At 51.1% G+C, this 25,400-nt stretch carries 22 protein-coding genes, 1 tRNA gene and 1 pseudogene; 17 read left to right on the top strand and 7 right to left on the bottom strand.

Features of this window, described 5'->3' with window-relative positions:
* Positions 1–9 precede the first annotated feature (9 nt).
* From ybgC to M8T91_RS14770, 10 genes are all read left to right on the top strand, one after another.
* On the top strand, positions 10–414 hold the full coding sequence (gene ybgC / locus M8T91_RS14815; protein ID WP_301414935.1) for a tol-pal system-associated acyl-CoA thioesterase: 405 nt from the start codon (positions 10–12) through the stop codon (positions 412–414).
* 4 nt (positions 415–418) lie between these two features.
* On the top strand, positions 419–1,108 hold the full coding sequence (tolQ, locus tag M8T91_RS14810) for a protein TolQ (protein ID WP_301414934.1): 690 nt from the start codon (positions 419–421) through the stop codon (positions 1,106–1,108).
* A gap of 20 nt (positions 1,109–1,128) precedes the next feature.
* The gene (gene tolR / locus M8T91_RS14805; protein WP_301414933.1) at positions 1,129–1,560 is read left to right on the top strand and encodes a protein TolR; all 432 of its coding nucleotides are present in this window, start codon (positions 1,129–1,131) and stop codon (positions 1,558–1,560) included.
* 6 nt (positions 1,561–1,566) lie between these two features.
* A complete protein-coding gene (gene tolA, locus M8T91_RS14800; RefSeq protein WP_301414932.1) occupies positions 1,567–2,355 on the top strand; it encodes a cell envelope integrity protein TolA in 789 nt (262 codons plus the stop codon).
* Positions 2,352–3,647: a Tol-Pal system beta propeller repeat protein TolB gene (tolB, locus tag M8T91_RS14795; protein WP_301414931.1), complete on the top strand. Its 1,296-nt coding sequence runs from the start codon at positions 2,352–2,354 to the stop codon at positions 3,645–3,647. Before tolA ends, tolB begins: the two co-directional genes overlap by 4 nt.
* Before the next feature lie 94 nt (positions 3,648–3,741).
* Positions 3,742–4,233, top strand: a complete 492-nt coding sequence (locus M8T91_RS14790) for an OmpA family protein (protein WP_301414930.1) — start codon at positions 3,742–3,744, stop codon at positions 4,231–4,233.
* Between the two features lie 18 nt (positions 4,234–4,251).
* Positions 4,252–5,067, top strand: a complete 816-nt coding sequence (gene ybgF / locus M8T91_RS14785) for a tol-pal system protein YbgF (protein WP_301414929.1) — start codon at positions 4,252–4,254, stop codon at positions 5,065–5,067.
* A 103-nt stretch (positions 5,068–5,170) separates the two neighbouring features.
* A complete protein-coding gene (queE, locus tag M8T91_RS14780; protein WP_301414928.1) occupies positions 5,171–5,830 on the top strand; it encodes a 7-carboxy-7-deazaguanine synthase QueE in 660 nt (219 codons plus the stop codon).
* Positions 5,831–5,882: 52 nt separating this feature from the next.
* Positions 5,883–6,560, top strand: a complete 678-nt coding sequence (gene queC / locus M8T91_RS14775; protein WP_301414927.1) for a 7-cyano-7-deazaguanine synthase QueC — start codon at positions 5,883–5,885, stop codon at positions 6,558–6,560.
* A 129-nt stretch (positions 6,561–6,689) separates the two neighbouring features.
* A tRNA-Lys gene (locus M8T91_RS14770) sits at positions 6,690–6,765 on the top strand.
* A 65-nt stretch (positions 6,766–6,830) separates the two neighbouring features.
* Here M8T91_RS14770 and M8T91_RS14765 read toward each other — a convergent pair.
* Together M8T91_RS14765 and M8T91_RS14760 are read right to left on the bottom strand one after the other, a co-directional pair.
* Positions 6,831–7,361, bottom strand: coding sequence for a hypothetical protein (locus M8T91_RS14765; RefSeq protein ID WP_301414926.1), 531 nt, complete (start codon positions 7,359–7,361; stop codon positions 6,831–6,833).
* Positions 7,362–7,781: 420 nt separating this feature from the next.
* The gene (locus tag M8T91_RS14760; protein WP_301414925.1) at positions 7,782–9,200 is read right to left on the bottom strand and encodes a hypothetical protein; all 1,419 of its coding nucleotides are present in this window, start codon (positions 9,198–9,200) and stop codon (positions 7,782–7,784) included.
* 655 nt (positions 9,201–9,855) lie between these two features.
* Between M8T91_RS14760 and M8T91_RS14755 the strand changes: the two are divergent.
* Positions 9,856–10,914: pseudogene (locus M8T91_RS14755) on the top strand (IS3 family transposase).
* A 218-nt stretch (positions 10,915–11,132) separates the two neighbouring features.
* Here M8T91_RS14755 and M8T91_RS14750 read toward each other — a convergent pair.
* On the bottom strand, positions 11,133–11,825 hold the full coding sequence (locus tag M8T91_RS14750; RefSeq protein WP_301414924.1) for an FMN-dependent NADH-azoreductase: 693 nt from the start codon (positions 11,823–11,825) through the stop codon (positions 11,133–11,135).
* Between the two features lie 121 nt (positions 11,826–11,946).
* On the opposite strand from M8T91_RS14750, the gene M8T91_RS14745 reads away from it, so the two are divergent.
* The 6 genes from M8T91_RS14745 to M8T91_RS14720 all read left to right on the top strand — a co-directional run bounded on the left by M8T91_RS14745 (position 11,947) and on the right by M8T91_RS14720 (position 19,168).
* The gene (locus M8T91_RS14745) at positions 11,947–12,825 is read left to right on the top strand and encodes a LysR substrate-binding domain-containing protein (protein ID WP_301414923.1); all 879 of its coding nucleotides are present in this window, start codon (positions 11,947–11,949) and stop codon (positions 12,823–12,825) included.
* 649 nt (positions 12,826–13,474) lie between these two features.
* Positions 13,475–15,013, top strand: coding sequence for a lytic polysaccharide monooxygenase (locus M8T91_RS14740; protein WP_301414922.1), 1,539 nt, complete (start codon positions 13,475–13,477; stop codon positions 15,011–15,013).
* Between the two features lie 922 nt (positions 15,014–15,935).
* Positions 15,936–16,151, top strand: coding sequence for a hypothetical protein (locus M8T91_RS14735; protein WP_301414921.1), 216 nt, complete (start codon positions 15,936–15,938; stop codon positions 16,149–16,151).
* 459 nt (positions 16,152–16,610) lie between these two features.
* Positions 16,611–17,666, top strand: a complete 1,056-nt coding sequence (nadA, locus tag M8T91_RS14730) for a quinolinate synthase NadA (RefSeq protein ID WP_301414920.1) — start codon at positions 16,611–16,613, stop codon at positions 17,664–17,666.
* 553 nt (positions 17,667–18,219) lie between these two features.
* The gene (locus M8T91_RS14725; protein WP_301414919.1) at positions 18,220–18,489 is read left to right on the top strand and encodes a hypothetical protein; all 270 of its coding nucleotides are present in this window, start codon (positions 18,220–18,222) and stop codon (positions 18,487–18,489) included.
* Between the two features lie 388 nt (positions 18,490–18,877).
* Positions 18,878–19,168: a hypothetical protein gene (locus M8T91_RS14720; protein WP_301414918.1), complete on the top strand. Its 291-nt coding sequence runs from the start codon at positions 18,878–18,880 to the stop codon at positions 19,166–19,168.
* Positions 19,169–19,217: 49 nt separating this feature from the next.
* On the opposite strand, the gene M8T91_RS14715 is transcribed toward M8T91_RS14720, so the two are convergent.
* From M8T91_RS14715 to M8T91_RS14700, 4 genes are all read right to left on the bottom strand, one after another.
* Complete coding sequence (locus M8T91_RS14715; RefSeq protein WP_301414917.1) at positions 19,218–19,691, bottom strand: CsgE family curli-type amyloid fiber assembly protein; 474 nt, start codon at positions 19,689–19,691, stop codon at positions 19,218–19,220.
* A gap of 459 nt (positions 19,692–20,150) precedes the next feature.
* Positions 20,151–23,057 carry a TonB-dependent receptor plug domain-containing protein gene (locus M8T91_RS14710; RefSeq protein WP_301414916.1) on the bottom strand — a complete coding sequence of 969 codons (2,907 nt, stop codon included), beginning with the start codon at positions 23,055–23,057 and terminating at the stop codon, positions 20,151–20,153.
* Between the two features lie 111 nt (positions 23,058–23,168).
* Positions 23,169–24,233 carry a FecR family protein gene (locus M8T91_RS14705; protein ID WP_301414915.1) on the bottom strand — a complete coding sequence of 355 codons (1,065 nt, stop codon included), beginning with the start codon at positions 24,231–24,233 and terminating at the stop codon, positions 23,169–23,171.
* A gap of 446 nt (positions 24,234–24,679) precedes the next feature.
* A complete protein-coding gene (locus M8T91_RS14700) occupies positions 24,680–25,210 on the bottom strand; it encodes an RNA polymerase sigma factor (RefSeq protein WP_301414914.1) in 531 nt (176 codons plus the stop codon).
* Between the last annotated feature and the right edge of the window lie 190 nt (positions 25,211–25,400).

Here is a 25,400-nt window from a genome sequence, read left to right as displayed (position 1 = left end):
GGGGGAGAGGTGAACGGGGCTTTCAGTATTCCTGTGCGGGTCTATATAGAGGATACGGATGCAGGCGGTATCGTCTACTACGTGAATTATTTGAAGTATATGGAGCGGGCGCGCACAGAACTGCTGCGTTCGCTCGGCTATGATAAGCCGGCGATGCCGCAGCAGGGGTTGCTGTTGGTGGTGCACTCTGCAGAGATCCGGTACCGCTGTTCCGCCAGGCTCGATGATGCATTGCGCACAACTGCGGCGATTGGCAAACTGGGGCGTGCCGCAGTGACGTTCGAGCAAAAAATCTGGCGCCAAAATGAGCTAATTTGTGAAGGTGTGGTCAAAGTTGCCTGTGTCTCCGACCACAACCACAAACCCTGTGCCCTGCCGGGGCCCATTTTTTCAGCATTAAAGGCAGTAATTTAAGAAGATGAATGCCGGTGAACAACTTTCCCTGTGGGGACTCATTCAGAACGCCAGTCTGCTGGTACAGCTTGTGATGTTGCTGTTGTTGCTGGCCTCGGTGGTTTCCTGGGTCATGATTATCCAGCGAGGCCTCTATCTGTCCCGGGCCAAACAGGCTCTCAATGGTTTCGAACGCCGCTTCTGGTCCGGTGCCGATTTGAACAAGCTGTTTCGCGAGGGCAATGAGCGTGCCGAACGGAGTGAGACAGACGGGGTGGAGTCCCTGTTTCGGGCCGGTTTTACCGAGTTCACCCGCCTGCGCCAACAGGGCAGTAGTGGCCCCGAAGCGGTGATGGAGGGAACGGAACGGGCCATGCGTGTGGCCATGTCGCGGGAGCAGGAAAAAGTGGAGATGAATCTGCCATTTCTCGCTACCGTGGGCTCGGTCAGCCCCTATATCGGCCTGTTCGGTACTGTCTGGGGCATCATGAATTCTTTCCGCGGTCTCGCCACTATGCACCAGGCTACCATTGCCACGGTAGCGCCTGGCATCAGTGAGGCCCTGGTGGCTACGGCCATGGGTCTGTTTGCGGCGATTCCGGCAGTGATAGCCTATAACCGCTATTCCGCCAAGGCGGAGTGGCTGCTGTCCAGTTACGAAACTTTTGCCGAGGAATTTTCCTCGATTCTGCACCGTAAAGTGCATTCCGGCTAAGTGGTGAGCAGGCGAATCCTATGAGTGTGTTTCGCAAAGGCAGCAAGAAAAGGCTGGTATCTGAAATCAATGTGGTGCCCTATATCGATGTGATGCTGGTACTGCTGATCGTGTTTATGGTCACGGCACCACTGCTGATGCAGGGGGTCAAAGTGGATCTTCCCAACGCGCCCTCGGCGCCGATGGAAGAGCCGGACGAGGAACCGCTGATTGTCTCGGTGCGCGCCGATGGTACCTACTACCTGAATCTGGGTACTGATGAGAAGACGGCCAAGCCACTTCCGGAAATCCAGGATACGGTGGCCAAGGTGTTGCGTCAAAAGCCAAAAACCCCGGTTCTGGTATGGGGTGATACCGATGCGGATTACGGTTTGATTGTCAATGCCATGACCGAATTGCAGCGGGCCGGAGCCCCCAGTGTCGGTTTGGTTACCGAGCCACCTCAAGGGTAGGTGCCAGTGAAGACAGGCGCTTACCCACTGGCAATTGTGATCAGCCTCCTGTTGCACGGGACCCTGATTGCGGTCATCGCTTATGGCTGGGAGGCCAGTCGCAGGACTGAACACAAGCCCATGCCACAGTTTGTACAGGCCAGGCTGGTGACAGTTGAGGCAGTTACGCCCAAGAAGAAGTTACCCAAAAAGGTGGATAAGATACAACAGCGTGCCCAGCGAGAAGCGCAGCAGAGGCAGCAGGCAGAGATTGAGCGCAAGCGCCGAGCCGCACTGGAGCGCAAAAAGAAACGGGCAGCTGAGAGGAAGCGCCAAGCGAGAATCGAGGCAGAGCGCAAGGCCCGGGAAGAGAAAGCGCGCCAGGAAAAAGAGCGTAAAGAGAGAGAGGAAAAGGAGCGCAAAGAACGGCTGGAGAAAGCGCGCCAGAGTTCTTTTGACGAAGCGTTGCAGGAGGAAGAGGAGCTGCTGGAGGCAAACGAAGGTGAACAGGCGGTCATGTCCGTGGCCCAGGCGATTCAGCTGCGTATAGAGTCGGTATGGAGCCGTCCACCGAGCGCTCGCAACGGTATGCGCACTCTGGTGCAAATCAATTTTGTGCCCACCGGAAGAGTGGTGGCCGCCAATATCTTGGAGGGCAGTGGCAACGCGGCACTCGATCGCTCGGTGCTCACTGCCATTCGCAAGGTGGAGGTTTTTCCCGAAGTGGCTGAACTGGCCCGGGAAGAGCCGGTCGTATTCGAGCGTGAAGTACGCAAAACTATGTTGAACTTTATAGTCGAAGATCTTCGCCAATGATCAAGAGCTTACTAAAAACCCTCATTGCTATTGTTATCACATCTGCCTGCCTGGAGGCACGTGCCCAACTGGTTGTGGATATCACCAGCGGTATTGATGATCCTACACCCATTGCGGTGTCACCGTTCAGCTGGTCCGGCAGTGGTGTTTTGCCCGAGGATGTGTCCGGTATTATCTCTGATGATCTGCGCCGCAGCGGGCTGTTCGCCCCGGTGCCCAAGGCGGATATGCTGTCCTTCCCCAAGGCGCCGAAAGATGTGGTGTTCCGGGACTGGCGCATTTTGGGCACTGAATACATCGTTACCGGTCGCATTGAACCCCAGGCCTCCGGGTATCTGCTGACTTTCGACCTGATGAATGTCTTTGGTCAGCACAAGATGTTTACCCGCCAGGTTCGAGGAGGACAAACTCAGCTTCGGGATATCGCGCACCGCGCTGCCGATGAAATATTTGAGGCGGTGACCGGCATTCGCGGCGCCTTTTCCACAGAAATGGTGTACGTGCGGGAAGAGACCCGTGGCGGCAAGCCCAGCTATGTGCTGATGCGTGCGGATATTGATGGTGCCCGTGCCCGGCCGATCCGCCGCTTCGATGCCCCGGTGATGTCCCCCATGTGGGCCCCCAACGGTCAGGAGCTCGCTTATGTCTCTTTTGAGACCGGGCGCCCGGCGATCTTCCGCGAAAACCTGCGCACCGGCGAGCGCCAGCAGTTAACCAATTTCAAGGGTCTAAACAGCTCTCCGACCTGGTCCCCTGATGGAACCAAATTGGCGATGGTACTCTCCAAAGATGGCAATCCGGAAATCTACGTACTGGATTTGGCAAGTGGTCAATTCACCCGTATGACCAGACACTTCTCCATTGATACCGAGCCAAACTGGATGCCCGATGGAAAATCGCTGGTTTTCACATCTGATAGGGGAGGAAAACCACAAATTTATCAATTGACTCTTGCCACTGGTCAAGTGGACCGCTTAACCTTTGATGGCGACTACAATGCGCGACCACGTATTTCTCCTGATGGGAAGACGCTGGTCATGGTGCATCGCAATCGGGGAACCTTTACCATCGCTACGATGGATATCGATTCGGGCAGGATGCGTGTCCTCACGGAGACCACATTGGACGAATCACCCAGCATCGCGCCAAATGGGGCTATGCTGATGTACGCGACCAAACTTGGCGACAAGGGCATTTTGGCTGCGGTGTCGCTGGATGCCGGGGTAAAATACAACCTGCCCTCTGATAGGGGCGATGTCCGCGAACCGGCATGGTCGCCGTACGTTGATTGAGACGGGATGTCGGGCGCGCTGGTGGTGCAGGGTGTTTAAAGACCATTAAAACTTTTCAGGATCTTTGAAAATATTAAAAGTGGAGTAGCTTCTTATGTTGAAATCAGTAAAAACAGGTCTTGGCCTGGCCTGTGTTTTGGCGGTAATGGCTGGCTGTAGCAATACCGACACTACAGGCAGTAGCGAGCAGGTGGCCGGCCAGGTTGATAACAACCTAGTGGAAGAAACGACGACTGTGGTGGATATCGAAGAGGTTCCGATGGCGCCTCTGGAAAATGTGGTTTACTTTGATTTCGATCAGTCCCTGTTGAAGCCGGAAACCCGTGAGCTGCTGATTCTTCACGCAGACCGTATGCGTGGCACTACGAACCCTGTGCGCCTGGAGGGCCACGCCGATGAGCTTGGCACCCGTGAGTACAACCTGGCGCTGGGTGAGCGTCGCGCCAATGCCGTGCGGGACTTTTTGGTGCTGCAGGGTGTAGACGGGGCGAATCTGGAAGTGATCAGCTATGGTGAAGAGCGCCCCGCTGAGATAGGTTCCAGCGAAGCTGTCCGCGCGATGAACCGTCGTGTTGTTATTAACTAATCGTAAAAATGGATGCCAATGGCTTTAACGATTAGAAAACTGGCGATTGCTGCAGCTGCATTATTGGTGGCATCGCCGGTATTCTCCCAGGTTCCGGTAGTGGACTTGTCTGCCAGCAGGGAGGAGCGTTCTTCATCCTCCGATGACATCAGCACCCAAGGGCCAAAGCTCGCCCGCAGTACCACTACAGGCTCCCGAACCAAGACCAACCCCCAGGCTGAACTCTACTACCAGATGCAGGTGCTACAGCAGGAAGTGCAATCATTGCGTGGCACAGTGGAAGAGATGCTTCACGAGATTAAACGTCTCAAGCAGCAGCGTACCGAGGATTACATGGACCTGGACAGGCGTATCACACGCTTAGGTGGCACGACGCCATCGCCGTCGGCCGAAGCCGATGGCGGCACTACAGGTCGGGATGACTCTTCAGTATCCTCAATGCCCCCGGAGGCCAAAACCGGTGGCAATGAGCGCGATCGCTATCAGGCCAGTTTCGGTTTGGCGCGCAATGGTGATTACGGTGGTGCCAGTGCAGAATTCAAGCGACTGCTGCAAGACTACCCCAACGGCCAATACGCCCCTAATGCCAACTACTGGCTGGGCGAGATAGCACTGGTTCAAGGTGACCTGGAAGAGGCCCGCGAATGGTTTGTGGCACTGCTCGATGGCTACCCCAATTCCAGCAAAGTTTGGGATGGTCGCTACAAACTGGGGACTGTGTATCATCAGTTGGGTGATCAGCAGAAGGCCCGTGCCCTGCTTGAGCAGGTGGCAGCCAGTGATGCCAGGGCTTCAAATCTGGCGCAGAAATATCTCAAGGAAAACTTCCAATAATGGGGCTGAAGCACCCAGCACCGCTGGTTTTTTGAACAGAAAAAGCCTATGATCCCGCGCCCGGATGGCATCTCCCCTTCGGGCGTTTTTGTGTTGGGTGTGTATGACCAGTCTGTCCAAAGAATCACTCAGAGTTAGTGAAATTTTCTACTCCCTCCAGGGGGAAGCCCGTGATAGTGGGTTGCCGACGGTATTTGTTCGCCTGACCGGTTGCCCGTTGCGCTGCACTTACTGCGACTCCGAATACGCTTTTTATGGCGGCGAGCGTATGGCCCTGCAACAGGTATTACTGCGCGTACGAAGCCACCCGGCACACCATATCTGCGTGACCGGCGGTGAGCCCCTGGCCCAACCAAACTGTTTGCCACTACTGGAAGCCCTGTGCAATGAGGGCTATTCCGTCACTCTGGAAACCAGTGGTGCCATGCCGGTGGACAGTGTGGACAGCCGCGTTTCCAGGGTGGTTGATTTGAAGACTCCGGCATCTGGTGAGCAGCACCGCAATCGCATGGAAAACCTACAAGTGCTCACGCGACACGATCAGGTTAAATTCGTGATCTGTAACCGGGAAGACTATGGTTGGGCCAGGTTTACCCTTGACCGGTATCGTTTGTCAGAGCGTGTGGGTGAGGTGCTCTTCTCACCCAGCTATAAGCAACTGGGGGCGCGACAACTGGCGGAATGGATACTGGAGGATGGCCTTCCGGTGCGTTTGCAGATACAGCTGCACAAGTTACTGTGGGGAGACCTTCCGGGGGTTTGATTGGCCTGATGAATCGCGCGGTACTACTTGTGTATTGGTCAATGGAGAACAGATGACAGCAAAAAAAGCAGTAATTTTGCTATCCGGTGGCCTGGATTCCGCCACTGTGCTCGCGATGGCGCGCGCTGATGGCTATGAATGCTACGCTTTGGGTTTTAACTATGGTCAGCGCCACGCATCTGAACTACTGGCGGCCTCGCGGGTAGCAAAGAGCCTGGGCGCACGAGCGTACAAACTGGTTGAGTTGGATTTGCGTGCCATCGGTGGTTCTGCCCTGACCGATGACGCTATTGCTGTTCCCGAAGAGGAGACTGCAGGTATCCCGGTTACCTATGTGCCTGCGCGCAATACCGTGTTCCTTTCTATCGCTCTGGGTTGGGCTGAGGTTTTGGGGGCTCAGGATATTTTTGTGGGTGTTAACGCCGTGGATTATTCCGGTTATCCGGACTGCCGTCCTGCTTATATTGATGCCTATGAAAAGATGGCCAATCTGGCCACACGTGCGGGTGTAGAGGGCCGCAGATTATCCATCCGGGCACCATTGATGAGTATGAGCAAGGCGGATATCGTGCGTGAAGGTATACGTTTGGGGGTGGATTACAGCTTGACAGTATCCTGTTACCAGGCCCGTACCGATGGTGCAGCCTGTGGGCGCTGCGACAGCTGTCGCTTGCGCGCGGCGGGATTCGCCGGAGCAGGCCTTGAGGACCCGACAATCTATGCGCAGTGATGATCACTCGGCGCTATTTTTCACATGAAATGCCTAACTTCTTAAATTTGTTGGTTTTTTTTAAATTGGGTATTGTCTTTTCACAGAAGATCCGTAAGATACGCGTCTCCTTGTAAGGAGCCGCGAAAAGGGTCGTTAGCTCAGTTGGTAGAGCAGTTGGCTTTTAACCAATTGGTCGCTGGTTCGAGTCCAGCACGACCCACCATTTCATGGGGCCTGTAGAGCATTCGCAATTTACAGCTGTCCCACAAAACCCTGATTGTCCCAAATTCAGTCCGCAATTTCCGGGCGAAGCCAGTAATGGCGCCGGGTTGTGGTGGTATCGGTGTGTCCCAAACGCCGTCTGGCCTGCTCTAAATCCACGGAATCCGTAGCCACCTTGGCGCGCAAGTTCTGCTCGGTAAACCGGGCCTCAATGACGCCCGCATCCAGGGCGCGATCAAGCCAGCGACGCCAGATACTGTTAAAGTCGCTGCACAATCCCTCTTCATTGATATAGGGCTCCCCGGCACGGGTGCAGAACAGATAGGCATTGGGCGGTGCCTGGATGGGGCGGGCAGCGATGGCCGCCTCCCAGGCCCACCAACGGGCATCGGTCCACTGGTACAGCGTCTCGCGGCCGGAGGACTCGGCTGTCTTGCTGTGCAGCATGCGCAGGCCCTCCGGGCGCCGGTCAGAAAGGCGCAGGCGCAAAAGGTCGCACTTGCGGATGCCATAGCCGAGTGGCAACGTATCCAGAGAAGTCTGGCCACTATGAGTTACCAGTCGGCTCTGGGTCGCGCCGACATTTACCCCAAGCAACCGGTGTGGCTTGCGGGGTGAAATGAAAAAAGGCGATATCAGGAAGTTGATATCGCCTTTTTGCGCTTATTACTCCATGACTTACAAATCTATTTTGGTGCCCCCGAGAGGACTCGAACCCCCCCGACAGCCTGGCTCTTGGCCAATCGATTGCGGCAATAAGGACTCCCTCAAACGGTTAATCAGTGCTCAACCCAGTGTCAAGGCGAGAGGAAAGGCACTTCCTCAGCAGCACAGTGGCAGGGAGTGGACCTCAAAGCCAGCTTGGAACGTATCCTCAGCGCCCCGGAAGTATCCGGCTCTCCTACTCTGATGTCAGAGAAAGCCATTCGCGCCTGATACGTTCGCGGTCAACACCTGCCCTTTTTTCGCGACATCACTGATCTTCAAGCTACCATCTTCATGACACGGCAGGCCACTTCAGGAGTTGTCGCTCAATGTCGCATTAGGGTTGATCATGACCGTCATCGAAGATGGTGACCCCTGATTATTGCTCACCAGAATGCTACCGGGGGCATAGCCGACCAATTCAGAGATGTCGAAGATGCCGGTTGATTCCGCGCCCACATTCGTCCGTCCAATGCGCAACTTGCTACTGCCATTGGGATTCATCTGCCAGATCTCACCAGAACTATTGTCTTCGTTAACGAAGATGATTCCATCCGGATAATCCACGCCATTCAAGGTGGTTGCCGCGGTCCAATCGATATTGTCCGGACTATCCAAACTACCGTTTGAACCGCTTTCATTGGATATTTTAGTCACGGTGAAGCTGGAGGAAGCGGCATCGAATCCGCTGTTGAAGACCAGAGAGAAATTCAGATTAAAGACGCCTGAATTCTGGTCGGCAAGCACGACTTCAGTAGGGCTCCCAGGGCTGGTATCAATGTCTTCCAGCTTGCTGGAGGTCAAGGCTCCGGAAGCGCTGGTATCAAAAAAGCCACTAATGGTATTACCCAGGCTTGGATAGGAGGCATTCAGGTAGTACCAGCTACCATATGCCAGGCCGTTCCGTGCCAAAACGCTGTTGGATACATTGCCGCTGACATCCAGCCCCTTCACGCCAATATACAGCTTCATATCCCGGGAGCCGCCGTCGGGAGATAGCACTATTGCGACATGCTGCGTTTCGCCGGTATCGATGAGCGCAGCGTTTTCCCAGGAATCATACGACATACCACCGATACCATCGGGAGCACTACCTACGACTCCACTCAGCTGATAGAGATCGCGGTTGGCGCTATCCAGAGCGAACAGACGCCCACTACTGACTTCTTCACCGGTAATATAAAGCTGGTCAACAAACCCACGATTTTCCCCAAACGTATTTGGTGCATACGCCTGGCTTGAGCAGAAACGGGAAAAGCTGGTATTGGAGGCACTGGACGTATTGGTCCAGCTTGACCCGCCATTGCTACTCCAGCGGTCATAGGCCTGCCGCGCAGCTACTACAAAACTTACACCGCCGGTATTTCCGGCGTTAATCATGTTGTAGATCGCTGTCTGTAAATTGGCAACGTCGACATCCACTTCACTAATGGAAGCATCACCGGTTTCATGATTCACCTGAATCCGGATTGTCGAGGAATTAAGCAGAAAGGCACCTGCACCATCGAAAATACCCGGCATTGAATGGCCGAAACCATCGCCTGAAGGATTGTCACCCTGAGTGATCACCTCAAAGGCTTGCCAACCGTTATAGGTGGAAACTTGCAGCGTGCCACCGTCAAGAGCACTCGCGGAGCTGGCAACCAGTATCTGGGCAGCGAGAAAAGCTAAACCTGTCTTGCGTGCATAACTTGCCAACCGGCCCCAATTTGAATGTGTTGAAGAACCCATAGTCTGGTCTTCTCCTGTCAATTAGAGAGATTTTAGAATTTGATAATTCAGCTGGTTCAATCGAGCACACCGTGTAGTGAAACCAGAAAACCAATGGACAGCCAAAAATCTCATTTCCAGTTAAAACAGATTACATTCCACTAGAATCGATATGGATGGGTGTGCCGTTGGAAGATAGACAGCGATGGTGAAGAATTTATGGCAGTGATATAAAAATTTATTGATTGAAATATTGCATAGCCCTCAATAGAAATATTGCCTAACCACAAATTGAATCACCTAAAAGTTATATACTGCGCCAGGTTATTGAAATCACGTACGCAATCGATAAAGGGACAGCACTAGAATATACAAATATTGATTGCCGCCAAACAGGGAGGAAAGATCTGAGAGCGCTTGGTCCCCGCTGAGCAGACTTCAAATTCGAGCAGTTTAACGGAATCAAAAATCAGACGCGTAACTGTTTAATGTTTCATGGAAAAACTGGGGACATCTGTCGCAAAATGAATAAATGATGCCACCTGCCAGCCAGTTCCTGTTAAGTTGGCGTAGAATTTTTTAAGCCTCTTCACCCTGGACTTGACCTTTCCCCATAAATCAACATCATGACCTCGATGAGTTTTCCAATCAACCTAACGGGATGGAGATCTCACAAATGAAGAAGCGCTATACAGAAGAACAAGTCATCAACGCCATCAAGGAGCACCAAGCGGGTGCCAAAGTTGATGATATCTGCCGTAATCTCTGCATATCCACGGGTACTTTCTACAAATGATGTAGCAACTACGCTGGCCTGGAGGTCAATGAAGCTAAGCGGCTGCGGGAGCTAGAAGCCGAGAACAGCCAGCTTAAGCGGCTTCTGGCTGACAAGCTGCTCGAAGTTGAAGCAATGAAGGACATGCTCTCAAAAAAGTGGTGATGTCCATTGGCAGAAAGCAGGTTACTCATCACATGATTGCAGAGCATAAGCTTAGTGAGCGACTAGCCTGCCAGCTTGCAGGCATTAGCAGAACCGCTTATCGATACCAATCCAAATTTGCAAATGATCATGCCTTGCGGGCTCGACTGAAGAAATTGGTCGTTGAGCAATCAGCCTACGGCTATTTACTGCTGCATGGCATGCTCAAAGCTGAAGGGCTGGTAATCAACAGGAAGCGTACCTATCGAATTTACACCGAAGAGGGTCTTCAGGTCCGCACAAAGAAACGGAAGAAGCTCCAACGGCCAAGGCAGACACTGGAAGTGCCCGTGAAGCTGAATCAGCGATGGTCCATGGACTTTGTATCGGAGTAGTTAAGCAGCGACCGTCGCTTTTGTGTACTGAACATCGTTGACGACTTCTCTCGCGAGATGATGGGTCAACTGGTCTCAACATCCATTAGTGGACAGCGCGTGGCCCGATTCCTGGAACAGCTTTGCGAGCAGCGAGGTAAACCATCGAAGATTGTGTGTGGCAACGGCACCGAGTTTACCAGCAAGGCGATATTCTTCTGGAGCCGTAAATCTGGTGTTGGTCTGGGCCTTATCCAGGCAGGAAAACCAACGCAGAATGCATTTGTGGAAAGTCTTAACGGCAAGTTTAGGAATGCGTGTTTGAATCGCCACCGGCTCAGAACACTGGAAGAGGCTCGCTGGGAAATCGATCAGTGGCGAGAGGCCGCACAGCTCACTCGGCTATATACCGCCAGTTGAGTTTACTCAAAAGGCGGCGTAATTTACCGGAATCTAATCCTGCGAATGGTACTAATGCAGGGGAAAGGTCACATATATTCCCGTGGTTCAGCATATGAATAGTGCCGAGGCAGACCAGGTTGGTGTTCGGGCGATACAGCTCGGCAAATGGCTGCATATCAGGTCAGTGCGGTCGACGGATGGCTACCGCAATGAGATGAATTTTTAGTGGAGTCATAGCCTGCGGAAAGTGATTGTGGTTTACTGGTTGCCAGCCAATTTTAAAGCAAGCGTTTTACTTTCAGACAATGCTTGGCGAACTGAATCGCGGTGTCGTTCATCACCAAACTCCTGAAATTCCGCATTGATTTCACAGACTTGCTCAACACCCAGGTAGTGGCTCAATGTTCTGACATGAGGCCCCAAGTGGTTCATTTTTTCCCGTATTCCACCCTTTGCAAAGCCAAATTCTCCTGCGGACGTTATTAGAACTAAAATCTTTCCCGACATTATGGGCTCAAGGGGGTGATCCCCACGGGCCAAATCAAAGGTGAAGGTTTTGTTTATACGTATCACTTGGTCAAACCAGGCTTTAAGGGCCGCCGGCATGCCGTAATTATACATTGGGGAAGATATTAGAATGATATCCGCACGATCAAGCTCGTTAATCAAAGTATCCGACAGCGCCAGTAAGGACCTTTGATTCTCGCTGCGCTGCTCTTCTGGAGTGAATGCGGCAGTTATCCACGTTTGGCTGATAAGGCAGGGTGGGTTAAAGCCAATGTCTCTATAGATGATTTTATCTTGGGGTCTTTGCAGGGACCAGTGTCTCACAAAAGATGCGGCAACTGCCTTTGAGATAGAGGTATGCCGAGGTATGTTTTCAAGGGCTTTCGGAGCATGATTACCGCCAAATTGCTGGGCACTGGCATCAATATGTAGCAGGGCTTTCACTCGATAAACCTCATTTCAACCATCTGAAGATAGCTCTATGTTGCAGTTATCAACCACTCTTGACAATTCAGTTTTTTTTGCTTATAGATGAATATTATTCATCTATAGCAAGGCTCTATTTGTGTATCCGAAACTCCCATCCCTCAACTCTTTGAAAGTCTTTGATGCAGCGGCAAAGCTGGGAAGTTTTAAGAGAGCCGCTGAGGAGCTCTTCATTACCCCTACAGCGGTTTCACACCAGATAAAAGTCTTAGAGGAAGCGCTGAACACGCAGCTATTTGAACGTAAAACTCGCGCTGTGCTATTAACGGCGGATGGAAGCCTGCTGGCGGCAACGACGTCACGAATCTTTGAGCAGCTTGTGGCCACAGTCAATGAGATTTCTGGTTCAAAAAGCACACTTACTGTTAGTACAACCACATCTTTTGCGGCCACGTGGCTGGTTCCCAATCTAGAGCACTTCTATCAAAAGAACCCTGGTATCGACATTTCTATAATTACAGGAGAACAAGTAGTTGATATTGAGCGTGACCGTCGTATCGATATTGCGATTCGATACGGAAAATATGAACCAACAACAAAGAATTCAACGAAGCTCACTACTGAATCTGTAGGCATGTATGTTGCACCGAATTATTTGTCAAAGATTGCGGGGATAAATGAGGCGCAACTTTTGGAGGTCAAGTGGATTAATCGGTCTTTATCTTCATTTAGCTGGAAATGCCTGCTTGGGGATATCAGCCGAAAAAACATCATTCGTCAATTCGACCAGGAGCATCATGTAATACAAGCAGCACTTGCAGGCCAGGGTATTGCTTTGGTTAGCTCTTTACTAGTCCAGAATGCTCTCCAGAACGACTGGCTGGTGTCCTACAAGAATTCTGCTGTGAAGTGTCATTTTGATGGATTCACTTATTATGCAGTGATTCCAGACCGAAATAGGAATAATAAAAATGTTAGGATATTTCTTGATTGGTTGATTGGGGAGCTGTCGAGATAGCCTGTTTTTCAGTGACCCTCTATTATAATTTCCAAATTAATATTATCTACCGGAATCGCTTAAGGTAGCCCTTTAGGGTTTGATGTCATTTACACAATCGCCGATTTGGAAGACTTTTCCTCCTACAGCATTCCTTTTTTAATGGTATCGGATGAATTTCCATGGCTCAGAATCTTCATCTTATCATTCACGTGAAAATCAATGAGATAGACGCGACTTAATCCGGCTTCGAAAGTGGGGTAGTCGCCAATGGGGTAACCGAGGCTTTTGATTGGTGTGGATGAAAGATATGGAATGCCGCCATAAATTATTTTGAACGTATCATTTACCTTTAGGTCTGAAATTACAGGGAATGGGAGCGGAACAATCTACAGTTCATAGCCGTGTTCTGATTTGCCAAAGGTTGCCCTCCTGAACCTTCTAGTGATGAATTCAGGAAAAGATGTCAAAAAACCAACCGAATTCACAGATTCGGCTGGAAGCTTGAATTTACAATGCTGATCAGGCTGTACGAGTTTCTGGATTACTGGATATTTCAGCCAAAAACTTTATGTGGGAACATTTTAGCTGTTGCCGTGTCTCAAATTTTTCAGGTGGCGACCCAGGCGGTGGGCCCACCAAAAAGTATTGATTAATAAAGAGTAATTTCATGTTATTAAGAACAAAGTTTGCCATTGCATCAATATTGTTGATGCCATATAGCCTGCAGACACAGGCCCATGGCTGGTCCGAATACCCCAAGGCCAGACAACAAATCTGCTACGAACAAGGTAATATTTGGTCCGGGACGCCACCAAATGCTGGGTGTGCTCTAGCTAAGAGCATTTCAGGCTCATATCCATTTCAACAACGCAATGAGTTTTCCATTAATATCCCTGACTATAACAACATTGCCTCTGTAAGAAGAGCGGTCCCTGACGGCACCTTATGTTATGCCAATGACCCCCAAAAAAGAGGTATGGGTGCGGGAACGGACGCCTGGAGTCGTGCCGAGATCAAGGCTGGTACCTTTGAGTACGTTTTCAATGCAACAGCGCCGCATAATCCTTCATTTTGGCAGTTTTACTTAACCAAGCCCAATGCGAATTTATCAAAGCCACTAGCTTGGAATGATCTTGATCTTATTCAAGAAGTGGGCAATGTGCCGGTTGCTAACGGTAAATATCGTATGAATGTCACAATTCCCGAAGACAGGGTGGGAAATGCTGTTTTATTTGTGCGCTGGCAGCGCGTAGATCCAGTTGGTGAAGGTTTCTATAACTGTAGCGATATTACCATTACAAATAATGATGTTGATCCGCCCGAAGAACCCGATCCAGGTACAACGCAACCGTACCTTGTTCAGGGTAATACGTTTATTCCGCAAGAAATTAATTTAAGCTCAGTGAGTGTTGGCGATACAGTCAAGTATACGGTGTTCAATAAAAATGGTGAAGAGCACTCCTCATTTTCATTGTCCATCACAGAGGGCAACAAAAATGATTGGGACAGACTCTTGGCTTCTCAAGTTACCGGCTGGTATGAATCCAATCATAATGGAAACGTTTTTATTGGCCGCTGGCATGAAGAAATGAATCATTACATGTATTTCCGAAATGATTTGCATGGAAATTATTTTAACTCAAAGGATCCGAGAGCTTCCGGTCAATTCACCATTATCGATAATGGGAGCGAATTAATGGCGGTGATTACCCCCAGAGTGTTAACGCCCCCTGTTAATGCAAAAGTGAGGCACGGGGACTATATGGTGCTTACACAAGGGGAAAGCAAAGGTGATATCACGCATGCACAATGGTCACAAGTCAGTGGCAGCCAGGTGCAAACTTCGGCCGGTCCTGATAATGCCTTAATCATCGACACGTCAAGCCTGCCGAATATACGTCAGGAATTAACCTTTAGATTGACGATCAGTAGCGACGCTGCCATTGATGAAGAGGTGTATTCGTTTGTCGTAGAACCATCAACTATAACAGACCCCACAGACCCCACAGACCCCACAGACCCCACAGACCCCACAGACCCCACAGACCCCACAGACCCCACAGATCCCACGGTTCAAAAGTGGGATAGGAGCCAGGTCTATACTGCCGGTGATGTGGTGACTCACAATGGAAAAACATGGACAGCAGGGTGGTGGACAAGAGGTGAAGAGCCAGGCACAACCGGGCAGTGGGGAGTGTGGCGTTAAGTTTGAAAAATTCCAATAACTGAGGATGGCGTTTGCCGGTTAATAATTAACCCTCAGTGTTGTTGAACCTGTATACTGACGAAAGCCCTGGCAATCCCGGGGCTTTTTTATCTTGTAGGGCCTATGAACTACTAACAAACCAGAAGTTTAAACCAAGACATTTCGGGAGCTGTTGTCCACGTTACCATGCCTATTAGTGCAGCTCTTTGCGTTGGTATTTTTGAGCAGGCACAGTACCGTATTCACAGTTCTATTTCCTTTTCCTGGCTAAAAAATCCAGCGGTACTACGGCCGGAATAAGTGCAGAAGTAACTCCATAGGACCAGGCTATGAAGCTTAGTGAAAAAGACTATTTTATTACATTTCCTCTACTGCGTTAGTCTGTCGGTTAATCAGAGCACGGGAGGGAAATATGAAAACTATTATCGCATTGATAGATAAGCTTTTCAGAGGGGCCAAATATCATCAAATCCCTTGTGTGGATTGCAACTACTCCAATAACTATTACGGGGATCAGGCGTGTCAATCAGTTGCAGATGGCATGTCAAAGGTCTGCAGTCGTGCTAGCAACAGGAATTCTGCTCACTGAACGTAGGCGGTTGCAGATCCTGATCAGATCTCACTGCTTTTCTGCTTGCTTTCCACTGTGATAGGCCCGGTAGCGGACGGTCTGAGTGTGGTCGACAAAGCCCTTCTCAACTTTTCAATTCTACTAGGCACTGCCCTGCGCAGAACAAGTGCCGCTGAAGGAAATGGAAACTCTGTACAGTTACTTCGAAATTCGGGTGATTCGTATGTGGAGACGGATGGAATACCGCACTGATATCGAAAATAACCAGGTCCCGAAAACAAATCTCTGCCGTCTCTGATGGAAAATGCCATCTGCCAAGGTATAGACTCCTTGGTGCGTGGCGGTGAGGTAGTGATTACAACGTTTCTCCAAAGCGGTGATCAGAGGCTTGTGCTCGCCGATACAGCGGGGATATCCGTGCAGGTAGTGGTAATGGTGTCGACATTGGGCTCAATAGCCTGTGCCTTGGCTGCACTACTCTATGCCGGCAGCGTCAATTGCGATGTTCGCGACAATAGTCACTTGGTTGTGCGGGTCGGGATCGATATCCCGGAATCGTTGCAGTGAAGTCTGCCGCCATCCTGGTCGGTGATGGAGGTCATTTGCTAGTCTACCCTGCCCATCAGTTGTCACTCTTCTGGCCAGAACAACAGATTCTGGGCTCTACTTGGATCAGTTTACGCCCCATATAACTGGACTGGTCAAAGCGCCCTTGCAGTAGTTCCCCTTCGCCAAACGCAATATGTCGGGACCCTATCCGCTGATGCTCAATGAGTGTCCGGCCCAGTTGCGCAAGCCAGAGTCTAGGTTGCCTGTTCAAGAAGATGAAGGCTGAGAACAGCGGCTGGTCGGGTCCTCGCGTATTCTCACACCAGAATCACCCTATGGAACTCATTTTGGTATTGTGGGCATAGAGCAGCTGAACTATGTTGCCAGTTTCCAGCCAGATCCTGAGGGTGCAGTCAACCCATTTGGGTGGCCTTCCATTGCGCTATAATGCGCCCTTTTCCCTGATGGTGGCTAGCAATGACTCATAAGTCCGATGTCGCAGGCACGCTTGATGCCCCCTCCTTGGTAGAGGCCCATTCGGTGGGGTCAGTTGTGTCCCAGTATGGTGAAGAGGCATTGCGGATTTGGCGTGAACGTATCAAATGCTTGCTGAAAGCGCAAAATGCTGTGCTGGTGGCGCATTATTATACCGACCCCTTGATTCAGGCACTGGCCGAAGAGACCGGTGGCTGTGTCTCGGACTCCCTGGAGATGGCTCGTTTTGGTGCCCGACATTCGGCCGATACGCTGGTGGTCGCCGGGGTTAAGTTTATGGGGGAGACTGCCAAGATACTAACCCCTAGCAAACGTGTACTGATGCCCACTTTGGAGGCTACCTGTTCCCTGGACTTGGGTTGCCCTTCAGAGGCCTTCTCGGCATTTTGCGATCAGCACCCCGATCGCACAGTAGTGGTTTATGCCAACACATCTGCGGCGGTGAAGGCCCGTGCCGACTGGGTGGTAACTTCCAGTATCGCTCTCGATGTGGTGGATTATCTGGACGCCAAGGGTGAGAAAATCCTGTGGGCTCCGGACAAACACTTGGGGAGCTATGTGCGGCGTGAGACTGGCGCGGATGTGTTGCTGTGGGATGGCGCCTGTATCGTGCATGAGGAATTCAAAGCAAAGGGGGTGAGGGATCTTAAAGCTTTATATCCAGATGCGGCAGTACTGGTACATCCTGAATCACCGGCACCGGTGGTTGCGCTGGCTGATGTTGTGGGTTCCACTTCGCAGATCATCAATGCTGCTAAAACCCGCGCAGAGAAGCGCTTTATTGTAGCGACTGACCAGGGCATTTTTTACAAAATGCAGCGAGAATGTCCGGATAAAGAGCTGATAATTGCTCCAACTGCCGGTGCTGGCGCCACCTGTCGCAGCTGTGCCAACTGCCCATGGATGGCAATGAACTCGCTGGAGAATCTGTGTGAGATTTTGGAGCTGGGCGCCAATGAAATCTTTGTGGACGAAGAATTGAGGCGCAAGGCGATGATTGCGCTGCAGAGAATGCTGGATTTCCGCAGGGCCGAATAATGGGGGCCAACGCTCTCTGTGCCAGCAGATGATAAAGAGGGCGGCTCACAGTCTGCTGCTGGGAGATGTAACCGTCGCAGTGGGTGGGAAGGTTGATTGTTTTCGAATCTTTGTCGCTCTGGGCTGGGTGAGGCCTCAACACTGTTACCCGCACATATGCCTGGGCATTTTTCAACATGGCGGTTAATGGCCTTGAGCGACTTGCCGGTTTTTTTAGACCAATCGCGATTTGACCAGGAAAAGTATCTCGAAAAGGATGAAGGACCACGGGATAATACAAGCCGGATACTGTAGATCAGCCTGACTCGGAGGTTTTTCACCAAGATCGAAAAGTGTCGAGGTCCAATGAGTAAGTATTGACTCTTGGCGCCATTTACTTATTTGGGTTTCATCCTGGTCCACAGTTTTCACTGTGAACCAATGACGCTAAAAGCAACATAAAAATGAATTATGCGTATAAATGCCTCGGCGTCAATTACTCGCGAATCTCCCGCAGCTAGACTCTATAAAGACAGCTATTAGCGCAACACTGAAACTGTGGGGGAGTCGAATCATGAGACTTTCAGGGAGGTTCGCCTTACCGTTCCTGTTGGTGTTGGTGATGCAGGGTTGCTTGTTTGTGCCTGCTGAAGATGTGGAGGGTGAAGACCCATTTTATTTCGAGACAGGCACTGATGGACAGAGTACCAGCTTTGCCGAAATGGGCAGTTATGATTCCAAATATCTGCAACCCTCACCGGCCAGTTTCCAATGCGTAACGGAGTGTGCCGACAGCATGTATAACTCCGTGACCTGGTTCTTTCCGATTATGAGGGTTTATTAGTGTTTGTGGAAATGCAGTGCGCCTGAATATGGGAGCATAACCCGATCTTTAACCGAAGTACGTGATGACCGCTTCGCGAGGTACCGATACGGAGAAATACCCATGCAAAACTCCCCGATAGTTATTTTCGCGCTCTTTATGAGCCTGTTATTGACAGCCTGCGGGACACCCAATTCTCGCAATCAGGTCGTGTACCCTCACAGCTCGCCAATACCACGACATGCTGAATACCGCCCCTACCCCTCTTCTCATGTACCTGCGCCGCCGCCTGTGCGCGAAACCAAGCCTTCTGGTTGCCCCGGTGATTCCGAGGAGCTGGCACCGGGTTCGATTTGCCCCCCCAGTGCTCGCTGCTATGATATTTCCGGCGGCAGGCGCTGTATTTCCTATGACGAGTAGAGTTGTACTGGTGCTGATCGCGGCACATCTGCTAGGCGGCTGTGCCGACGGCTTTTGGCAGGATCTGTGTGGTGACCCAATGTACTACACCTACAAGCGCAGCCCGGTGCCACCGGATGAAATTACGGCCTTTCCCCGATTTTGCCTGGCTGGAGATCCCTACATGGGGGCGCTGGATAACTGTAGTCGTGCGCAATTGCATTGCTATCAATTGGATACTGGTGAATGGTGTGCGGGACCCTACTCTCCATTTGTCCTCAGCTATAGACCGCACTATTAACTTGACGATCCAGTCGATTGCCGGGTAAACAATAAGCAGGGACGTAGATTCACGAATGAAGAAGGCGGTGGTTTTCTTCCGGGATGGGAATGAATGTATCCCTGTGCACTGGAATCAATGTTTTGTGGATGAGTGGGCTTCGGATACGCTCCTGCAGTATGGTTTCGTGGATATATTGAGCAGCCTCAATGGCCAGGGGGTATATGCCGCTTGTGCTTGGAATAATGAATCGTCTGAATATAATTCTGCCGTTATAGGTTACCCAGATGAGATTTCCCCACAGAGATGAGGGGCGCTCGTAGATCGTCAGCATGTAAGTGGCATCTGGATAATTGAGATTTCTGTACTCGCTGATATAGCGAACAAAGTCCTGTCCGGTTTGCGTTACTGTGCGGTCTATGTAGAATCCATGGATTGCATCTTCCAGTATCCCTGAATCCGTATCCGCTAACAGAGCATTTGTATCCTCCAGCCAAAATGTAAAGGATGTGCTGAGCGCCAATATCAGTGTGATTAGCCGCATATTTTTCCTTCCTGTGAATGGATCGTCGCCCGATTGTCCGTTTTGAAGTGTTCTCTTACAGGTTTGTTCGGCATCAGCGGAGCAGGTGATTTTTAATCCCCAGGACGGAGCCTGCTGGTTGAAGTATTGGCCTCTCTAATAGCCGATTGTCCTGAAATAAACTACGGAGCTTGGGGGGTTATTTAGAGTGTAGGCTGAGGGTGACACAGATTTAAAAAATGGCCGGGTGATCTGATAGGCAACACACAAGTATCTCTAAACCGATTGCGTAACTCAGAGATGCTCAGGCAATGTCTTGCAGGAATCGCTGAATGTGTGTTTTGTACCTCTGTCCTGGTCTTACCTCAGCTCAGTGACGGGATTGGTTCTTTACTGAGCAGTTCGGTGAAAGTGCTTATTGGTGCCATATTGAGCATTGGTATGGAGATGACAGCAGTGGACAATAAATGGGTTTTCAGATCACAGTTTGAGAGAGAAACTGCCATACCAGAAGCGGCCGGTAATGTCGTAGGTCCGATAATCGTAATTATGGTGAGTGGCAGTGGCCGCTAATGGGGGGGACTGGTTTAGCAGGTTGTTGACCCCTATGGCAAGTCGCAGTTTTTTGTGGGGGGTGACCGCAAATTGAAGATCGTGGGTGGACCAGTCCTCAATATCTCGTGAGGTGAGGGACCTGCCTTGAGTAAATGTTTCTTCCAATGGACCTACATAGTGCATGGTATAGGCAGCTTCCCAGGGGCCTTTGTTCCAGTAGATACCAGCATTTGCTTTCCATTTAGGGAGAGATCCAGCCTCGCCACTCGTACCTCCGACAAAGGTGCCGGAAAGGTCTTCTTTTTGTGATTCGGGTGTGACTTGTTTGAGGTGATGCAGTATATGACTGATATTAAATGCGAGGCGAAAATGGCCTGCATGCCCGGGTTGTGCATTATAGCGCAGAGCTATGTCATACCCCTGCACCTCACGGTTTCCCTGATTTAGCCGGGTGGCAAAGATCCTGCTGATATCGCCGTTTTCATCTCTAATCACCTTGTCATCGAATAAGCCTGAGCGGGCATTTTGTTCAACAAGAAGCTTAGGGTCGGACCCAATGACGTTTTCTTGCTGGATATCGTATAAATCGAAAGTTGCCTTCAACCCCTTGAGAGAGGCGGGGGTCCATGTAATACCCAAAGATAGATTTTTCGATATTTCCGGCTTCAGATTCGGGTTGCCTCCAAATTCGGTCAGGTGCTCAATCAGTGAGCTGTCGGCTTGTTTTGTGCAGCCTGGAAGGGAGTCGGGGGGATTGTATGAACAGGGATCAATGATCGTTACCTGGCTTAGGTAGCTTTGCTGTTTAACATCTGTGAGGGTTGGGGCTCTAAATCCAGTTGCAAAGCTCCCCCGTATCATCAGAGCGGAAAACGGTTTCCAGCGCAGTGCCAGTTTGGGATTGCTGGTACTGCCGAAGTCATTGTAGTGCGACAGGCGCAAAGCACCATCCAGCCAAAGTTGTTCAGTTAATGGAATAGAGACTTCGGTAAATGCCTCTCTAATAATGCGCGAGCCTTTTGTAGTGCCGGGAGCATGGCCTCCGATAAAAGACACCGCCTCGCTGCTATCTGACAGGGAGTCTATTGCTTCTCGTCGAAGTTCAATTCCTGCGGCTGCGCCTATTTTCCCGGATGTCAAGTGCGCAAGGGTACCATCGGCAACGAGGGTGACCGAAGTCATTTGTGAGTCGCTGTTGTTGACACTATCTCCGCGTATAAAATCCTGTTGCTCAGTGCTAATGCTGCCGCTGGGGCCGAGGAGATTGACAGCAATGCAGCCTACATCCGGATTGCACTGGTCTGGCCCTTTTAGACCCAGAGCAAGGGCCGATGGATCAACCAGGTTACTGAGTGTCTCAGTTTTTTCTGTGTATTGATAGGCCGCGCCCAATTCCCATTGCCAGTCCTGCCAAAGCCCCTTGAGTCCGGAATTGAATCGCCAGGTAGTAATCCGATTGGTTTGTTTGCGCGGCCCAATTTCTACCAATCGTCTTCGTAAATCCGTGATGTCTTGGCTAAAGGCGTTGTAGATATTTTCAGAGGTAATGGTGAAGTTGTCGTTATCGAAGCGGGTGAATACCGGGGTGGGTGCCATTATGGACTCTGCCAGGGTGTGAACTCCCATAATTTCAGCAAATAGAAACGCATTATCTCCTATATCAACATCTCCTGTGAGGTACAGGGAGTTGTTATCCAAAGGCGCTATGGCTGAAGTAAACTCGCTGTAGTTAAAGCGATCTTCGCTAATCCAGTCTTGGTAGTCCCCTGTTATGGTATTAGTAATGACAGTGCTATCACTCAGTGCAATAAATCCTCCGGGAATTGCTGATGAGCGCTGATCCAGGCCACCGTTGGGGCGGCTATCGGCTGAATCGGAGACACTGCGATCGCGGCTCATCACCGCCTCTTGCTGGTATTGAGCCAAGCTTAACAGTAAGTGACTTCTGTCCCCCTGCCACCCCCAGGTTAAGTGATGGGATTTCGTTTGCCGGTCGTTCTCTTGGGACTGGCCGTAGTAACTACTCGTTTTTAGACCTTCAAAATCGCGTTGTAAGATAATGTTTACTACGCCGGCAATTGCGTCTGAGCCGTAAATTGCAAACGCCCCATCCTTCAGAATTTCTATCCGTTTAACCATAGGCAAAGGTATGGAGTTAAGATCCGTGGCCTCCCCTTTAAATCCGTCACTGATAATACGTCGACCGTTTAAAAGGACGAGCGTATTACTGGCGGGTAGACCGCGCAAGGAGACAGTTGCCGTGCCGTCTCCCTCTTGGCTGACCGAGGTGCTGGTGAAGTTGCCAGAGATTGCTGGCAGGAATTTTAGCAAGTCGGCGACTGTTTGAGCCCCTGTCATCTCCAATTGCTTGCTGGTGAGTGCGTCGACAGGCAGATACCCATCCAGATGGGAGTGATGTAAATGACTGCCGGTGAGACGCTGCCCAGTAACAGTGACCTCCTCAGTCGAGTGGATGCTGGGTTTTACTGCGGAGTGTTTTCTCTTATCGGCTGTGATGACAGCGACAGAGGTCGGGCTTATACGCTCGTATTTGAACGGTAATTCGAATAACAACTGCTGCAAGGCAGCCTCAAATTGACCGTTGTCACTGCGCAGGGTCTGCTCCGCTAGTACATAATGAGAGGCAGCGGAAGCCTCCACCAACACCGAAATATTACACTGCTGTCCCAAGAATATAAGGGCTTGGGACAGGGTGCCCGCGGGCAGTTGAATGCTGGGCCTGGGACACAGGGCGGCGGCTGTCCCAAAAGAGGGCAACAGGAGCGCTAAAGTGAGTAAGGCCCAGTACTTTACTGTCAAAAGTATGCGCATTTTTACAGGTCCGGAGCCGAAATATCCCCGGATACTTTTATTGCTATTGTGGATTTATGAGCAGAACATTGAAGCGCGCACAATAAATAACCGCCAGGGGGTGGTTATAACCTACTTGTGCTTGGGAGACAAGATAGTCAGGTTGGAATTACTGCGATCCTGCTGCAGATGTAACACAGTTGCTATGGCTTCCAGGGTGTTGTCCGGGTCGGATACGGCGAAGGTGCCGGATACCAGTCGCCCTTCCACTTGTGGGGTGGCAACTGCTGGTACCTTGAGATAGCGATTCAGTTCCAGCAGGGCCTCCTTTAGTGGGGTTTTTTCGAAAACCAGGAGGCCACGAGTCCAATCTTTCGCCTCCTCTAAAGAGGTGCGGCGGACATCGCTCAAGCCGCGCTTGAAGACGCTGACCTTTTGGTTTTTGCCCAATTTAACGGATTCTGGTGCGAGGCCTGGAGCGCTATCCGCCTCGCTCACAGAAACCGTTCCCTCAGTAACAGATACCCGGGTGCTTTTCGGATTGAGTTCAACATTAAACTCTGTTCCAAGTACGCGGATTTTGGCACTACCGGCAGCAACAGAAAATGGGCGGGCAGTCTGTCTGGCAACTTCGAAGAAGGCCTCGCCGCGAACCAGCTGGGTGCGCCTTTCCTCACGGCTGTAGTTTACGTGCAGTTCGCTATTGGAATTCAGCTTTATTTCAGAGCCATCGCTAAGGTTAACGGTGCGAATTTCACCGGTTTGGGTGATAAAGATTAGTGCATTGGGCTTCTCCGAGGCCATCCACTGAAAACCGATCCAGGCCGCAAATAATACAGTGCAGGTTGCCAGTCCTCCGCTCAGGATCCACTGGGGCAAGTCCCAAACGCCACGTTTGGGCACTTTGTTGGCAGTTGTCTCCATGGAGGGACTTACTTTTGCGAACTCGCGCCTGGTTGCAGAGAGTTCGCTTTCGGGGAGGAGCTGATCTAATGGCATATAGGAAAGAGCGCCGAGATCGCCCCACAACGCTGTTATGTCCTGGAAGGCGCAGCGGTTTTTCTCAGACATAGATAACCATGCCGCAAAGTCGCGCTTTTCTTTAGGGCTCATGGCGTCAGAGCGTAAACGCGCAACCCAAGCGCAAGCCTGATCCAGGCTCTCTTCGCAGGTTACCTGCCGTGCGTTGGTATTCATGCTTACTCCAGTGCCTTGAGTCTGTTGTTTAACTGGGATGTCGGCAGTTAAACTGAGTGTGTCTTACACGAATTATCCCAATTTGTGAGACGTTAACAATACATGTGCTGCTTGTGTAAAACTTTTTACTACTTTCATCACAGTTGACAGCAGGTAATTTTCACCGCGTTCGCGCTGAGACTGATCTATTTCCCTGGCCTCCAATGACGAGCGCCATCCCTGAATGCTAAGACGGCCGAGTAGATGCCTCCCTCAACTAAATTTGAAGAAGACACTGGCGATCAGCCCTACAACCCGGTGGGATATCCGGTTACGGTGGCTTCCGGAGACGTCACTGCCACTGGCCTCAGGTCGATACGGGACCTTTTATACAAGCCGTCCCAGCTATCGCGTCAGTTGTACAAGGGTGGCAATGGCTGTCGTTAGAGCCCGTTATGGTTGCTGTGTCAATAGGGGTTCCAAACAACCTTTCGCCGGCAGGCTTTGAGAGCCTGCAGGATATATTTTTCAACACTGCTCACGGAAATGTTCATTTCCCGGGCAATCTCACTGTACGATAGTCCGCGGGCTCTGTGCAAAAGAAATGCCTGGCGGCACTTGACTGGCAGCTTGTCCATGGTTTCGTAGATGGACTGAAGTTGCTGGCGAGCGGCGAGCACTCGCTCCGGGGACTGGTGGTCGATATGCTCAGCGCTGTCGGACCCGCCATCCACGGGAAGCTGCTGGCTAATATAATCGACGTGCAGTTTGCCCCGGCGCAGCTGATCGACTGCGAGGTTGTTGGCAATCTGGTAGAGATAGGCCCGGGGATTATCCAGTTCCTTCTCGTCACTGAGCTTTTGCAGGCGCAGGTAAGCGTGCTGGGTGATGTCTTCGGCGTCCTCAGGGCTTTTCACGATACGTGCTACAAAGCGCAGCAGAGCTTGGCCGTGATCGGCAAATAGCCTTTCCAGAAGAAGCTTCCTGGCCTTATTCATTACCTGTTGCGTTCCCCGTACCAAGCTTGCCGTAATAGTTATGATCTGATTGTTATAAGTGCCAGCTGGCGCACAGTTATATCATAAGCCTTGGCTTGGCGACGAGTGGCGCGATAGGCCTAATTGGACTGGTGTCCGGTATCCGCTATGCGTCGCCGTCTATGCCGGTATAATGGCGCCCGCGCCGGTG

Source organism: Microbulbifer sp. MI-G (assembly GCF_030440425.1).
Lineage (GTDB): Bacteria > Pseudomonadota > Gammaproteobacteria > Pseudomonadales > Cellvibrionaceae > Microbulbifer > Microbulbifer spongiae.
Note: the sequence above shows the minus strand (reverse complement) of the source record. Positions and strands in the feature narration are given on the sequence as shown.